We start from the raw sequence: 15,370 nt of genomic DNA, 5'->3' as shown, positions 1-15,370 counted from the left end.
CAACGTACGTTAAAACTGTATCTATAGATCGACGGTCTGAAGCGCTTGACTGCGCTGTGTATCCCGTTCAAGGATCGGCTTTAAGTATCGGCCTGTATAGGATTCCTCGACTTTTACAAGTTGTTCTGGTGTCCCGGTAGCCAAGATCGTTCCACCGCCGCTTCCACCTTCGGGCCCCAGATCAATCAGGAAATCTGCTGTTTTAATTACATCTAGATTATGCTCAATAACCAGTACGGTTTCGCCTGAATCGACCAAACGATGCAACACGGTCAATAATCGGTCAATATCGTGAACATGCAGACCAGTTGTCGGCTCATCCAAAATATAAATGGTTTTGCCTGTGCTGCGACGATACAATTCGGAAGCCAGCTTCACACGCTGTGCTTCACCACCAGACAAGGTAGTCGCTGGTTGACCCAGCTTGATATACCCCAAACCTACATCCATCAGCGTCTGAATCTTGCGATGAATCTTCGGGATATTTTCAAAAAATGCTGTCGCATCCTCTACCGTCATCTCCAGCACATCAGCAATACTCTTCCCTTTATACTTAACCTCAAGGGTCTCCCGATTATAGCGTTTGCCTTTGCACACTTCGCATGGTACGTACACATCAGGCAAAAAGTGCATCTCAATCTTGATGATCCCGTCGCCTCTGCAAGATTCACATCGGCCTCCCTTAACGTTAAAACTAAACCGGCCTTTCTTGTAGCCTCGAACCTTAGCCTCGTTCGTCTGCGAGAATAAGTCACGGATATCATCGAACACACCTGTATAAGTTGCAGGATTGGAACGCGGTGTACGGCCGATTGGCGATTGATCGATCTCAACAACCTTTTCGATATGCTCTAGCCCGCGAATTTCTTTATGTTGACCTGGGCGTACTCTCGCACGGTTCAGATCACGCGCCAACGTTTTGTACAAAATTTCGTTGACCAGCGTCGATTTTCCAGACCCGGATACGCCAGTGACAGCCGTGAAAACACCCAATGGGATTTTGACATTCACATTTTTGAGATTGTTCTCCTTGGCTCCGCGAATCTCCAGCCACTTATCCGCAGGCTTGCGCCGCTCGGTATTGACCGGAATAAACTTGCGACCGCTCAAATATTGCCCGGTCAGGGAATTCGGATCTTCCATAACTTCCTGTGGAGTCCCCTGCGACATGATCATCCCGCCATGGATTCCGGCTCCTGGCCCAATGTCAATGATATAGTCCGCCGCCATCATCGTATCTTCGTCATGCTCCACCACGATCAGCGTATTGCCCAGATTCCGCATATGTTCCAAAGCACTAATCAGACGATCATTATCTCGCTGATGCAGCCCAATACTTGGCTCGTCCAAAATATAAAGCACACCCATCAGACTGGACCCGATCTGTGTCGCCAATCGGATACGTTGTGCCTCCCCGCCGGACAATGTACCTGCTGCACGGCTTAAAGTCAGGTATTCCAGACCAACGTTCACGAGGAATCCCAGTCGGCTGTTAATTTCCTTTAAAATGAGATTGGCAATCGACTGCTCTTTCTCACTCAGCTCCAGTGTATGGAAAAAGTGAGAAGCCTCCCCGACAGACAAAGCTGTCACATAAGCGATATTGCGCTCTTGAATGGTTACCGACAGGCTTTCTTTTTTCAGTCGGTGCCCCTTACAGGTGTTACATGGCTTTGCACTCATAAAGCCTTCAATAAATTCACGTATTCCCTCAGAAGCGGTATCACGGTAACGACGCTCCAAATTCGGGATAATGCCTTCAAAGGTCACATAGGCTTCCTTACGTTGACCAAAATCATTTTCATAGCGGAAACGGATCTTCTGGTCACCTGTTCCGTGCAAAATAAGATTCATTTGTTCTGACGTCAATTGGCTTACAGGAATGTCCTGCGGAATACCGTAGTGTTCGCATACGGACTGTAAAAATTGAGGATAATAAGTGGAAGTTCCTCCACTCCATGCCTGGAACGCCCCATCTTCTATACTTTTTTCTGGATCAGGTATGAGCAGATCAGGGTCAACGACCATTTTAACTCCTAACCCATCACAATCTGGACAAGCGCCGAACGGACTATTAAAAGAAAACATCCGTGGAGATAGCTCATCTATGCTAAAACCGCAAATCGGACACGCAAAGTTGGAGCTAAATCGCAACTCCTCTTGCCCTATAATATCTACAAGCAACTGTCCGCCTGAAAGATTCAGTGCCGTCTCAATAGAGTCGGACAGACGCGCACGTACATCTTCCTTGACTACGATCCGGTCTACGACCACTTCAATCGAGTGCTTCTTGTTCTTCTCCAGTTCAATCTTCTCGGACAATTCACGCAGTTCGCCATTCACACGTACCCGTACAAAGCCCTGCTTGGCTATATCAGTGAACAGTGTTTTATGCTCACCTTTGCGACCGGAGACCAATGGAGCCAGGATTTGCAGCCGCGTCTTTTCAGGATACTGCAAAATGCGGTCTACCATCTGTTCGACGGTCTGTGAAGTGATTTCAATGCCATGTTCAGGACAATGAGGATGACCTACTCGGGCAAATAACAACCGCAAGTAATCATAGATTTCTGTAACTGTTCCGACCGTAGAACGAGGATTCCGACTTGTCGTTTTTTGGTCAATGGAAATGGCAGGAGACAGGCCGTCAATCGAATCGACGTCCGGTTTCTCCATTTGCCCGAGGAATTGACGGGCATACGCAGATAATGATTCCACATACCGCCGCTGTCCTTCTGCATAGATCGTATCGAAAGCCAGTGATGATTTACCTGAGCCGCTAAGCCCCGTCAGGACGACGAACTTGTCCCGTGGAATCGTCACGTCAATATTTTTGAGATTATGCGCGCGTGCGCCTTTGATGATGATGCTTTCATTCGCCAAATGTTTCATCTCCTTAGCCGTAATTCACGTCATCCTATATCGCATTGGATTATCCGATGGAAGTGATATATCGCAAAGAGAACGACCACGTCGGCCGTCCTCACTATTTCTTAAAAGCAATCAAACATTTTATTATCAATATGTTTTGCTTATAGCTTATTCCCGATGTTTAATCTGCCCGCAACTCCAGCAAAGCATCACGCAACTCGGCGGCCCGTTCGAATTGTAGATTCTTGGCCGCGTCCTTCATTTCTGCTTCTAGGCGCTGAATGAGGGATTGACGCTCCTTCTTGGAAAGTTTACCCGTCTCATTAGGAAGGTAATCATTTTTGGACTCTGCCGTCTTGGTTGCTTCAATGACATCACGAATCTTTTTACGGATGGTTTGCGGGGTAATTCCATGTTCTTCATTGTATTGAATTTGAATCGCACGGCGACGTTCCGTCTCCTTGATCGCTTTATCCATAGAATCGGTAATCTTATCGCCATACATAATAACACGTCCGTCACTATTCCGTGCTGCCCGCCCGATCGTCTGAATCAGAGAGCGCTCAGAACGCAGGAAGCCTTCTTTGTCCGCATCCAAAATCGCAACCAGCGATACTTCCGGCAAATCGAGACCTTCCCGCAACAGGTTGATCCCGATCAGCACATCGAAGGTTCCCAGACGAAGATCCCGCAAAATGGCCATCCGCTCCAAAGTCTTAATCTCGGAGTGCATATATCGAACCTTGATGCCCACTTCTTTTAAGTAGTCAGTCAAATCTTCAGCCATTTTCTTCGTGAGTGTGGTGACCAGTACCCGTTCTTCACGCTCTATGCGCTGCCGTATCTCATTAATGAGATCGTCAATCTGCCCTTTGCTCGGACGCACCTCAATAATAGGATCAAGGAGACCGGTAGGACGGATAATCTGCTGCACCATCGTATCGCATTTTTCCATCTCATACGGGCCTGGAGTAGCAGATACATAGATAATCTGATTCACTTTGTCCTCGAACTCTTCGAACTTCAGCGGACGGTTATCCAAGGCAGATGGCAAACGGAAACCATGTTCAACCAGCACATTTTTACGCGCTTGGTCCCCGTTATACATCGCACGAATCTGCGGCAATGTAACATGAGATTCGTCGATGACGATCAGCATATCATCTGGAAAGTAATCCAAAAGAGTATATGGTGTCGCTCCGCGCTCGCGGAATGTCAGTGGACCCGAGTAGTTTTCGACACCGGAACAAAAGCCAACCTCTCTCATCATCTCGATATCATAGCGGGTACGTTGCTCCAAACGTTGCGCCTCTAACAGCTTCCCTTGTTCCTTCAGCTCTGCTAACCGCTCTTCTAGCTCACGTTCAATGTTAACCAATGCTACCCTCATCGTATCCTCATGAGTAACAAAGTGAGATGCCGGGAAAATAGCGATATGTTCACGTTCACCGATCAATTCACCTGTAAGCACATTAATCTCAGTAATTCGTTCAATTTCATCTCCGAACAATTCTACCCGTATTGCATTTTCTCCATGGGAAGCCGGGAATATCTCAACAACATCCCCCCGTACACGGAAAGTACCCCGCACGAAGTTGATATCGTTCCGCTGATATTGAATATCGACCAGGCGGGACAAAATCTGATTGCGGGGTTTCTCCATGCCGACTCTAAGCGAGAGCAGCAAGCTTGAATATTCTTTCGGGGAACCCAAACCATAAATGCAAGAGACACTCGCTACAATAATAACGTCACGACGCTCAAACAGAGAGCTTGTGGCTGAGTGGCGAAGTTTATCAATCTCCTCATTGATGCTGGAATCCTTCTCAATATACGTATCGGAAGAAGGGATGTACGCTTCCGGTTGGTAGTAATCATAGTAGCTGACAAAATAATCAACTGAGTTGTTTGGGAAAAATTCTTTAAACTCACTTGCCAGTTGAGCAGCCAAGGTCTTGTTATGCGCAATAACCAGTGTAGGCCGATTCAGCTTGGCAATGGTTTGAGCGATGGTATACGTCTTACCTGTTCCCGTAGCACCCAACAGAGTTTGATGCTTCTTTCCTTCTGCAATTCCTTCTACCAATTCAAAAATGGCCTGGGGTTGATCGCCTTGAGGTTGGAATTCCGACTGAATTTCAAAAGTCTTATCGCTAACAACGATATCACTCATTGCCCTGCATCACCCTTATCGTCTAAAATGGAAACATCATGTTTTTACACCAATCGAGCTTTAACGTCTTTACCTGTAATTCTATGTCGATATTTCCCGAGCAATGATACTTGGGAAATATGGTTGAATAAGAATGTTTGTTCCCGTATTATACCTCTTTCTTACCGCGGATGCAAACGATAAGTCTTGAATAGGAGTGAATTGAATTTTGGATATCACCATCGTATTGGGCATCATCGCCGGAATCATAGCATTAATCGGTGGCTTCTTGTGGGAAGGCGGAGAATTCACAGGGCTGCTTCAAGGTACATCAGCTCTGATCGTATTCGGCGGAACTTTCGCCGCCGTTGTGATCAGCTACCCTGCCTCCAAGCTGAAGACTATACCCACCGCTCTGCGGATGGCTTTTAGTCGTGAGGACAATCCAACGGAGCAATATATAGAAGATTTGGTTTCCATGGCAGCCACCTCCCGCCGATCCGGTGTGCTTGCGCTAGAACGCATATCATCAGAGCATCCGAATGCATTTTTGCGGGAAGGTCTTCAACTAGTCATTGACGGCACTGAACAGGAACAGATCAAGCAAATTTTAGAACTAGAGTTAGATGCTATTGGGCACAAACATGAGGGGTACGCCAAAATATTTGAATCGGCAGGCGGCTATGCCCCTACGATGGGGATTATCGGTACGGTCATGGGTCTGATCCATGTACTTGGCAGCCTAACCGAGCCTACTGCGCTCGGACCGTCGATTGCTGTAGCTTTTATCGCAACATTATACGGCGTTGCTAGCGCCAATCTGATCTTTCTGCCCATCGCGTCCAAAATAAGAGCAGCCAGTGAAAGTGAAATTATTACGATGGATTTGCTGCTGCAAGGTATCCTGGCTATCCAAAACGGAGAGAACCCTAAGCTTGTACGCAAGAAGTTGGAGTTTTTTATCCGCTCAGAGCAAAATATAGATCGCAAACCGCCTCGTCGCTCACGTACAGAGAGCGCTACTCCAAAGGAGGATTTCCATGAGAGCGCGCGCTAAGGGCCGTGGGCGTCAAGGTGGCGGCGGAGACCAACGAGATCGTTGGATGATTACCTATGCCGATCTGATCACCCTGCTGCTTATTTTTTTCGTCGTGATGTATGCCATGAGCAGTCTGGATGCTAAGAAATACGACGTCGTTGTTCAATCCCTCCAGGATACGTTCCACAAGGGAGATTCTATTTTGGAACAAGGCTCGGGCATTACAGGAACTGCCGATCGTTATACCAGCAAGAATCCACCCGCGACGAAGCAACCGGCCTCTAATAAAAAAGAATCGGGATCAACCAAGCTCACCGAGCGTGAACAAGCATTTCGCAAGCAAGAAAAAGAGCTGCAAAACCTAATGGGTGTCATTCAGGAATATATTACAGACAACAAGCTACAAAACCAGATTTTCGTATCCGATCAACCGCGTGGCATTGTCATTACGCTGAATGACCGCTTTCTATTCGACCAAGGCAGAGCGGCACTCAAGCAGGGTTCTGCAAACACGTTATCCAAATTAGCCAGTCTATTTCGAGATTTAAAAACACCGATTAGCATTGAAGGTCATACGGACAACATTCCATTCACGCGTTCCTCTAACTCGTCGACCTACAAGGACAACTGGGAGCTTTCCGGCGCTCGGGCACTGTCTGTACTCCGGTTCTTTATCGACCGAGAGCAGTTATCCCCATCAGGCTTCCAGTATGCGGGTTATGCAGATACCCGTCCGGTTGGTGACAATAGCACCGAAGCAGGACGACAAAAAAACCGCCGTGTCGAAATCACTGTGCTGCGGCAGCTGCAGCAGTAAAACCCAAAAACCTCCCGAGTCACGCAATAACGTGAATGGGGAGGTTTTTTTAAGATGTATCATCATGTTACGTGGCTTCCACTCTGATGTAGACGCAGAACAATAAACTGTACGAACAACGTGGATAAGGGCGGCGTACGAGATGTAATAGAGATTATTTTGTTTATGCTATATCTCACTATGTATTAGAAGCCAAGGTGAAGTTAGGTTTTATCTTGTCATGATGCTTGATGTTAATAAGATAGGACGAGCTCGTGTTGCTTCTCTTGGATTTGTGAACTTTGAAGTACGCTCTGTTGTCTACGATAGCTATATTTCCAGTCGCTGTACTTATTAAGGAGCCGATCCAACTCCATAGACTTGGTCAACACCCGTCGATCCTTCAATCCCACCTCTTTCGCCAAATCATTTAATTCTTTTCGCTTTTCTTCGATGCACTCCTCCAATTGTTTCCATTTCACATCAATAAACCTCCTGTTCGGTGTGGTATTTACATTAGTTTACAGGCTGATACCTTCCCTACAGGTTAAAAATATAATAAAACCCATTTCATCCCTTTAACGGGATGCATCAAAAAAACCAACCCGCAAGGATTGGTTTAGAGAGTACTAACTCTGCTTTAAAATTATATATAATCAACCCATACCGTGATTAAACACTATAATCATTTCAGAAGCTTCTACATTAATTGGATTGTAAAAAGGGAATATACTAAAAAATAGAATACCTAAGGCTAACACCATCAAATAACCTTTTTTCATAGATATTCACCTCCTTTATTATATTTTCATATCTTCTCTTTTGTTCACTAGTAGCAAACTCTCTGTAAACTTCAAACAACGCGACACATTGTTTAAAGTCACTATCATTCCGACTAATTAATGAAAGAGCAAGACAATCCAGAACATAGTTTGTTCCTTTCTCATAGCTACTATTTTTATACTCATAAATTGCCCGTTGGTATAAAAAACAACAATAATAATTTCTATTCTTTACATCATCGAGAAACTTGAATTGGTCAATTTCTGCTGAAAAACTTTCAAGTACATAATCCACCGAAAAGTTATATTTGTTTGCTGATTCCAAGATAGTTAAAAGACCAGATAATTTTTCTTCCGGATGTTGATTAAGAAAAGTAATATATTCTTCTAAAACATCTCTTTTTCCTAGAAGCATATCAAGTGTATAAGAGTTTGCCTTTGCCCAGAGACTGAACATCTTTACATATTGCTCGCCTTCTGAATCTAGTCCTTTAAGCCAGCTTAGATCTTCATAGTATTTAATATACGATTGTGCTTCCTCAAATTTCTCCATTTTTTGTAGAGCAGTAGATTTAGATAAATATCCATATCCATAATAAAAAACAAGGCTTTTCTCCGTTTTAAGTTCGTCCCTAGCACGTCTTTTAGTATCGATATTTTCATATCGATTTAAATAAACAGTTTTGGCGAGAGTATACAACTCATCTCCATACTTCTCAACGCTGTCCCATTTATGTAGATAAAAATATATATTGATAATTTTTAAAAGCCCATCTAGCTGATAACTCTCTGGTAGACGATTACGATAAGGGACAAACCTCAGAACATACTCCAAATTTTTCTCCAAATCTTGACCGACAGAAGCAACAAACAATTTATAATGACTGATAGCCAAACGTTCAGAGTGCTGATACTTTTCATTTTCAATTACACATTCATAGAAAGGAATTGCCTCCTGTAGCTTTCCCCCATCGTATAGCTCCTCTGCCAAAGAAAAAATTGTTGGAATGTGGTTGAGATCCTCCATTAAGCGTGAAAGCACTTTCTCCACGCATTGCAGGTTTCCTACTTCAACACAACGTATAAGGAACGGCTTAACCCTTTTCCAATGCGGTCTTCCATCATAAAAACATTCATCCACATACAGGTCATACAACCAGTCTTCGGGATAATTAAGCGCTTTAGTGATCAAGTCCATTTGTCGTACGGAGATAGGCTTAGGCGGATTCCCGTTAAGCATTGCACTAAATATGCCCCGATTAAGACCCGTAGCTTGTCCAAAACTATTAAAAGTATAGCCACCAAGTTTTAATTCTTTCTCAATTTCCGAACGAATCGTGGTTGCATTTTCCAATAAAAACACCCCCGGCGTATTCAGATGATTTTAAAAAATCACCCTCCTCGACAATCAATTACAATATACTAGAAATTATATGAATAAATTGGATGATGGTCAACCCTTTATTCTACACCATTTCAATATATTATGGAATTTAATGTGTATAAAAATCCTCACAGAGAATATACACTAAATTTTTTCAAACAATTTAGCACGATAAACTAAAAGAGCTATGTGATCTTCTACTCTAGGTAGAGAAACATAGCCCTTTTGCTCTAAGAGGTCATTTGCCTCGTATTATATTCCACTGCTTTTATCGCTTTTTCATATTCTGTCCGTTGTTCTTCAGTCGAATAATCCTTATATTTCTCAAACAATAGCGTGATGGATTTGATATAATAAGTCTTATCGTTCAACTGAGAGGATGCTTTTAAACTAATCAGCATATTGTTTATTGCCTCGGTGTAGCTTCCCTTATTAAAAAAGTATCGACTAAGTTCAAGAAAAAAACGAGAATATGTCAGCAGACTGTTGTTGGTATGATAATACGAAATATCTGTACGTAGCTCCCTAAATTTATTAATATTCTCTGCAAAAAGGTCCAAAATATCGTCTACTGAGTAGCTGTAATTATTGGCCGATTCTATAATGGTTAATAGGCCTAGTAATATTTCCTGAGGATTATTCCTCATAAGTTCAACATAGGCAGGCAGGCTATCCTTATCCCCCATCAGAATTTGTAGATTCAACCGATTGGCTTTCCCCCATACTTCGAATTTCTGTGCTTCTATCATTCCTACCTCATCCAGACCTTCAAACCTAGTTAAGTTTTCATAGTAAGGTATGAACTTCATAGCTGCTTCATATAGTCCTTGTTTTTCTAAGGCGTTTCCCTGCATTAAATAGGCTTGACCATAATAAACGATTAGATGTCTTTCTGTATTGAGACGTGTAACTTCACGATTTTTCGCCCTCGCTTGAGCCTGGTCCCAAAAAATACCTGTGACTAATACCTCAAGCTCTTTCGCATAATGTATAGCCGTGTCATAATCATAAAATTGGAAATTTATATTGGTCAATTTCAACAAAGCGTCCAGTTGATAATTCTCGGGGAGATTTTTCGGAAACGGTGCAAACTTTATAGCTGCTTGCCGATTATTATCCAAATCAGTATTTAGAGAATAACAAAACAAACGATACTGGCAAATTGCCAGCCGCTCCGAGTGGTAATACCTTTCGTTTTCTACCACACACTCGTAAAAAGGAACCGCCTCGTTTTCCTTCCCCTCTTTGTGCAGTTCTTCTGCAAACTCAAATACCGTAGACACATAGGACAAGTCTTCTGTTAATCTCACCAATACCTTTTGAATACACTCCTTCCTCCCTAACTCCACACAACGCAATAAAAAAGGTTTGATCCGTTTCCAGTGCCCTTTCCCCTCGTGAAAGCATTCATCTATGTACAGCTCATACAGCCAGCCTTCTGGATATCCTAATGCCTTAGTAATCAAGTCCATCTGCCGAACCGAAATTGGCTTAGGCGGATTACTGTTCAGCATGGTGCTAAATGTACCACGGTTAATACCGGAAATTTTACTGAAGCTGCTAAATGTATATCCCCTTTGCTTTAGTTCGGTCTCTATCGTCGAGCGGATCGTAGGTGTGTGTTTCATCTCAATCCCCCTCTTAATTTAAAAAATATATTTTTCGTCTTTTCTAACATTATGAGGTAATTTTATCCTATGATTTCTTTAACCTGAATATAAAAGCCAAAATACGTCTCCTTCATTATCCGTTTTAGGTTATAGAGGTTCTATACAAAAAAAGAGCAGATGGGATACAAATCCCCTGCTCATTTCAGCAATGTTATTTATACAAGTTTAAAATGGCGGGATCTCCCCATCGGCGCAAAAAATCGGTTGATTGCACATGCCACCGCACATCAAACATTTATTTAATTAGCTATCGGTTCGGTTCCCCAAACAAGTACGCCATTATGGTACAAGGTAGCTTTCATATGATCGGCATATGAGGTTTGTGTGCCTTTATACGAATAATCGTCACTTTCGTTATAGTTTGACCAGTCTGTTTTATGGATACGGGTTTGGATTTCACCAGTGCTTCCTCCAGGTGCTAACACGCCTGCGTCTGAGTTAAAGCCGACTTCCAAATAATAATCGACACCGGTCGTAGGCTTCTCCATTTTAACCAGTCTACCGTTCAGCTTCGAGCAGCTCAGCGCCGCATAGTCACAGTTGAAAGTCTGCTCACGGTCACCGTCGATCGTGTAGTAGTAACGAATCTTCAACTCGTTGAGCGGTACGGAGGCTGTGCCTTTGTTTACAATTTGGAAGTGCGGATTCAGGTGATTGTCGTTCACCTTGGTATCCGCTGTGCGATACTGGAGCAGCAGTCCTGTTGTTGGCTGCTGAGTATCCGCTTTTGGCGCTGCGCTGGCCGTGTTCGACAGCGTCTGTCCTGCATCGTTCTTCGCTACGACTTGGTAGTAGTACGTCGTGTCTGCCGTTACAGCTGTGTCGGTGTAGCTACTGCCGTATACATCGCTCACTACAGTGGCGAACGCGCCGTTTTCAGCCGTCGAACGCTTCACTTCATAGCTTTTTGCATTCGCCGATGCTGTCCAGCTTAGCGATACTTTCGCCGTTTCGCCCGCGGCGTTCAGCGTGAAGCTGCCCGGTACTGACGGCTGTTCGGTAATGCCATACGTTTTTAAGTTCGTTGGAAGCTCATCAAGCGTAATAACGTTCGGATGATTATACACTTTTTTCAGATGCTCAAGGCTGTTTTGTTTACCGTCTCTCAGGAAATCCCCATACCATGTAGCAAACCAGCTCCAATGGGCTTGATACGCCTTCATTAGATCAGGGTCTGGGATCGGTCCGTTTTCGCTCATGGCAACTAACTTTTTGTCCTTGCCCAATGTAACAAGGTCTTCGTATTTTGCAATTTGCGGGCTGTAATCACCTGCTTGCGGATAAGAGTCAAAGCTCAAAATATCCACATATTCGTCTCCAGGATACCAGTCCGGAGCAACAGAATTCCATACCCATATCAGATTGTTCAATTTGTGCACATTCGTCAATCGGTCGTGCATTAAAATATACAATTTTTTAACAGGCTCAGGACCTTTGGCGCCCCACCAGAACCATTTGCCTTCTGCTTCGTGCAAAGGACGGAACAGGACAGGAACCTTCGCATCCTGCAGCTTCTTTAATTGTGCTGCGATCACATCGATGTCGCGAATAAGTAATTTATAATCCTCGGACTCTGGATGGCTCATCGCATATTCTATATCGAATGTGGTCGAATCGGCATAGAAGCCTCTCCACCATTCTTTTCCCTGCGTATCGATCAGACCTTTCGGCGCGTTCCAGTGCCATGCAAAGGTAACGATGCCCCCTTGCTTATCCCATGCAATCGCCTTTTCCGCCTCTGTAGAACTAAGACCATGCTCCGCTCTGCTTGGCGAATAGTCGATCAGATCAAGCGCTGCAATCGCCGGCTTTTTACCTACATTAGCTTGAAGCCAATCAATTTCATTTATTTCCTCTTGACCAGAGAGCATATTCTTCCCGTATTGATCAACCAGGTAGTTCATCAATGCTTTTGCTTCTACCGTCGCATTCGGATTAGTGAGCGTTTTGGTTACCGCATGGGGTGGGCGATCAGCAGCAGGCTCCAGCCTGACGTAGTCGATATCGTACCAGCCCCAGCCTGTTTCAAAACCGATCGTATTCGCGCCTGCATTCAACAGAAGCTTGCCTCCGGAAGTTTCTTTGAAATCAGTCGTTTTCTTAAGCACCAGTTCTCCAAACGCTTTGCCGTTTAATGAGAAATTCGTGCGTTTGTCATCATGAGGAGAACGATAGCCGATTGTAAGATTGTACAGGCCTGCCGTGGGAGCCTGGATCGTCATCGTTAGAGAATCCCCTGCATTGTGAAAATTCGTTACATAACCAGTACCGGAGTAGCCAGTTCCACTGGATTCTACAATGGTTCCCTTCAGCGTGCCGTCTTCAGCTTCATAGCGAACCGGATCGTTCACAGACACCTTCGGAACCGCTTTCAAAACATTAGATTCGCTCGTTCCCTTATTTGTCTTGGCGGTTACTTTGTAATAGTATGAAGAGCCGTTCGTTAAGTTAGTATCCGTATAAGACGTTTCGATCAAGTTGGATGCTACAGTAGTAAAAGGACCGTTTCCATCCGTTGCCCGCTGTACACTGTAGCCCACAACTCCGTTGGAAGCGTCCCAGGACAAATGGACTTGCCCATCGCCTGCCTCTGCTTTCAGCTTAAAGCCCTCAGGATTTTCCACTGGTGGCACAGACGTATCTTTACCGGCAGTCAGCACGATATGATAAGCCGTCAAAGGCGGTACGGTATAAGTAAAACGGTTTCCTGAAATTTGCGTGATTGGCGCTGCTTCTTTAATTTGCGAGCTAGTTTTATCGAAGCCCCATACTTTACCGGAGCCATAAGTCGTCTCGCCAGAAAGATCAAATTGGGCGTCGAATGCGCTGTCCATGCTTTTATTCATGACTACGAGGTGCAGTTCCTTGTCGGATGCATTCGATATGGAAGCATGCACTGAGCTGTTGACAATATCCGACGTTTGCGCACTAACACTGGTGTTACCAAAAGTAGAGCTTTTTCCGTCATAATTGCGGTAAAGCTTGTAAGCGGCACTAACGTAGTTGTTGGCACCATCCTGTAACTTCCAGTAGTTTGCCATATAGACATCATTTTTGCCTAAAATGCCGAGCACATCAGCCATCGCAATCCCGCCGGAAATATCATTTTCGCCGCCATAGCTATACTCGGTCATTGCCAGCTTGGTTCCTGGATAATATTTATCCACCGACTGCTTCAATCGAGGCAGTATAGGCAAAAATTCGCTGTTCCATTGGGCGATCCAGCTATCTTCCTTGTAGGTCGGGTCCCACAAAGTACGAGGTGCCTGCATTCTGGCTTTCTTCGTTTCGTCATTGCCTACCTCATTCGTAATTCGTATGCCTCCGCCCATCGCTTCGGGATACCAGTGCACATCGAAAACATCCAGCAATCTCTTGCCTTCGGCTTGCGAACTGAGGCGCATTTGATCCAGGTAATAGTCCACGAACCAGCTATAGCTACCTTTTACAGAGTCCCAATCAGGTGCGGTTTGGAGATCTTTATAAGCGCCAAAACCGTAAAGAACCGGCCCGAAAATTTCCGCACCCGCGTCAACCGCCTTCACAGCTTTGGATAAGCTTACTGACCGGTCTACCAACTCTTTCGCCCCAACCTTTTCGCCATGAATACGCGGATGCGTATGCGACCAGAGAGCGGGTTCATTGTCGAGTGCATATCCTTTCACACCCGTCTTTGTTGAAGCAGCGCCATACTTGTTCACTAAAAAATGGACGAACTCATCCGCATAGACCCGATTGTCATTCAGATCAGGCTGTAGCTGAAACGGTGCATTTTTGGCGTTTACGACCTGATTCCAACGAGCGGAAGGGGCTTTTTCGCTTTCCTGCACACTGCCGTTTCCATCCTTGGCCACGTAGCCGGCCATCGGCAACGTAACTAAAGAATAAGCGCCTAGCTTCAGCGATTGATCATGAAACGAAGTCGTCACCGCTCCCGGTTTTTCGCATTCTGCTCCTGTCAGGCCACCGTTATTACATAAAAAGTTATCGCTGGATTGCTGCCAGTCACTTCCTGCATTGGACATATTGTTTTCCCAGTTGTATCCGGTCATTCGATTGCCACCAAGTCGTCTGGCAGCCATATTTTCATCGCCTGCCAAATCCTGATTCGTACCGTATATATAAGGACTAATAGGCTTACGATCCTTGGATGTATCTACTTTAATAGTAATAGTTTTTGCCGTTTGACCGTGAACTACAGTTGGAGCTGGTAGAGCCCCTCCTACTATCATTGTGCATGCCATGACGACAGGCAGCCATTTGGAACGTTTGAACAAAAGATTACTACTATTTTTCGCCCTCATACCGCTTTCCTCCTTTACATTTGAAAAGAGCAGCACCCCATACGAGTGCCGCTCCATCAGGCTTTAAGGCTCCTGATTCCTAACGAGTTAATCGTTCCGGTACAGCGTCTCGAAGCTCCAGGTATTCGGTTGATTACACTCTCCTCTCCGTCCGAAATTCAGAATTGCTCGGATCTTCAAATGTTGTAATACAGCTTTGCTATACGTTCTAACGACCAAATCTTTATATCGAACCATTTATGGGACGTAATGTCCATATACATAGATTATTCCATATATCCATATAGCAGAACATTGACTAGAGTTAACTTATTAAATAACTTTATAGCCTGAGTATAGAAAAAAGCCCCTTAGTCAAGGGGCTTTTTTATC

8 protein-coding genes are annotated in these 15,370 nt (G+C 44.6%); 2 read left to right on the top strand and 6 right to left on the bottom strand.

What is annotated here, in order from left to right; genetic code table 11:
* Positions 1-21: 21 nt before the first annotated feature.
* Positions 22-2,883, bottom strand: coding sequence for an excinuclease ABC subunit UvrA (uvrA, locus tag KSP24_RS06055; RefSeq protein WP_013373321.1), 2,862 nt, complete (start codon positions 2,881-2,883; stop codon positions 22-24).
* 169 nt (positions 2,884-3,052) lie between these two features.
* Positions 3,053-5,044: an excinuclease ABC subunit UvrB gene (uvrB, locus tag KSP24_RS06050; RefSeq protein WP_013373322.1), complete on the bottom strand. Its 1,992-nt coding sequence runs from the start codon at positions 5,042-5,044 to the stop codon at positions 3,053-3,055.
* Between the two features lie 208 nt (positions 5,045-5,252).
* On the opposite strand from uvrB, the gene KSP24_RS06045 reads away from it, so the two are divergent.
* Together KSP24_RS06045 and KSP24_RS06040 are read left to right on the top strand one after the other, a co-directional pair.
* Positions 5,253-6,080, top strand: coding sequence for a flagellar motor protein (locus KSP24_RS06045; protein WP_016324776.1), 828 nt, complete (start codon positions 5,253-5,255; stop codon positions 6,078-6,080).
* On the top strand, positions 6,064-6,879 hold the full coding sequence (locus KSP24_RS06040; RefSeq protein ID WP_216974696.1) for a flagellar motor protein MotB: 816 nt from the start codon (positions 6,064-6,066) through the stop codon (positions 6,877-6,879). The genes KSP24_RS06045 and KSP24_RS06040 overlap by 17 nt, the downstream gene beginning before the upstream one ends.
* Before the next feature lie 233 nt (positions 6,880-7,112).
* Here KSP24_RS06040 and KSP24_RS06035 read toward each other — a convergent pair whose 3' ends face one another.
* From KSP24_RS06035 to KSP24_RS06020, 4 genes are all read right to left on the bottom strand, one after another.
* Positions 7,113-7,340, bottom strand: a complete 228-nt coding sequence (locus KSP24_RS06035; RefSeq protein WP_064961716.1) for an aspartyl-phosphate phosphatase Spo0E family protein — start codon at positions 7,338-7,340, stop codon at positions 7,113-7,115.
* Positions 7,341-7,590: 250 nt separating this feature from the next.
* Positions 7,591-8,994, bottom strand: a complete 1,404-nt coding sequence (locus KSP24_RS06030; RefSeq protein WP_216974695.1) for a tetratricopeptide repeat protein — start codon at positions 8,992-8,994, stop codon at positions 7,591-7,593.
* Positions 8,995-9,254: 260 nt separating this feature from the next.
* Positions 9,255-10,652, bottom strand: a complete 1,398-nt coding sequence (locus KSP24_RS06025; RefSeq protein WP_216974694.1) for a helix-turn-helix domain-containing protein — start codon at positions 10,650-10,652, stop codon at positions 9,255-9,257.
* A gap of 281 nt (positions 10,653-10,933) precedes the next feature.
* A complete protein-coding gene (locus tag KSP24_RS06020; RefSeq protein ID WP_216974693.1) occupies positions 10,934-14,998 on the bottom strand; it encodes a glycosyl hydrolase in 4,065 nt (1,354 codons plus the stop codon).
* Positions 14,999-15,370 lie beyond the last annotated feature (372 nt).

The sequence above is a fragment of the Paenibacillus sp. AK121 genome, from assembly GCF_019042715.1.
Lineage (GTDB): Bacteria > Bacillota > Bacilli > Paenibacillales > Paenibacillaceae > Paenibacillus > Paenibacillus polymyxa_C.
The sequence above is the reverse complement of the archived record's forward strand: the minus strand, read 5'-3'. Positions and strand labels throughout refer to the sequence as shown.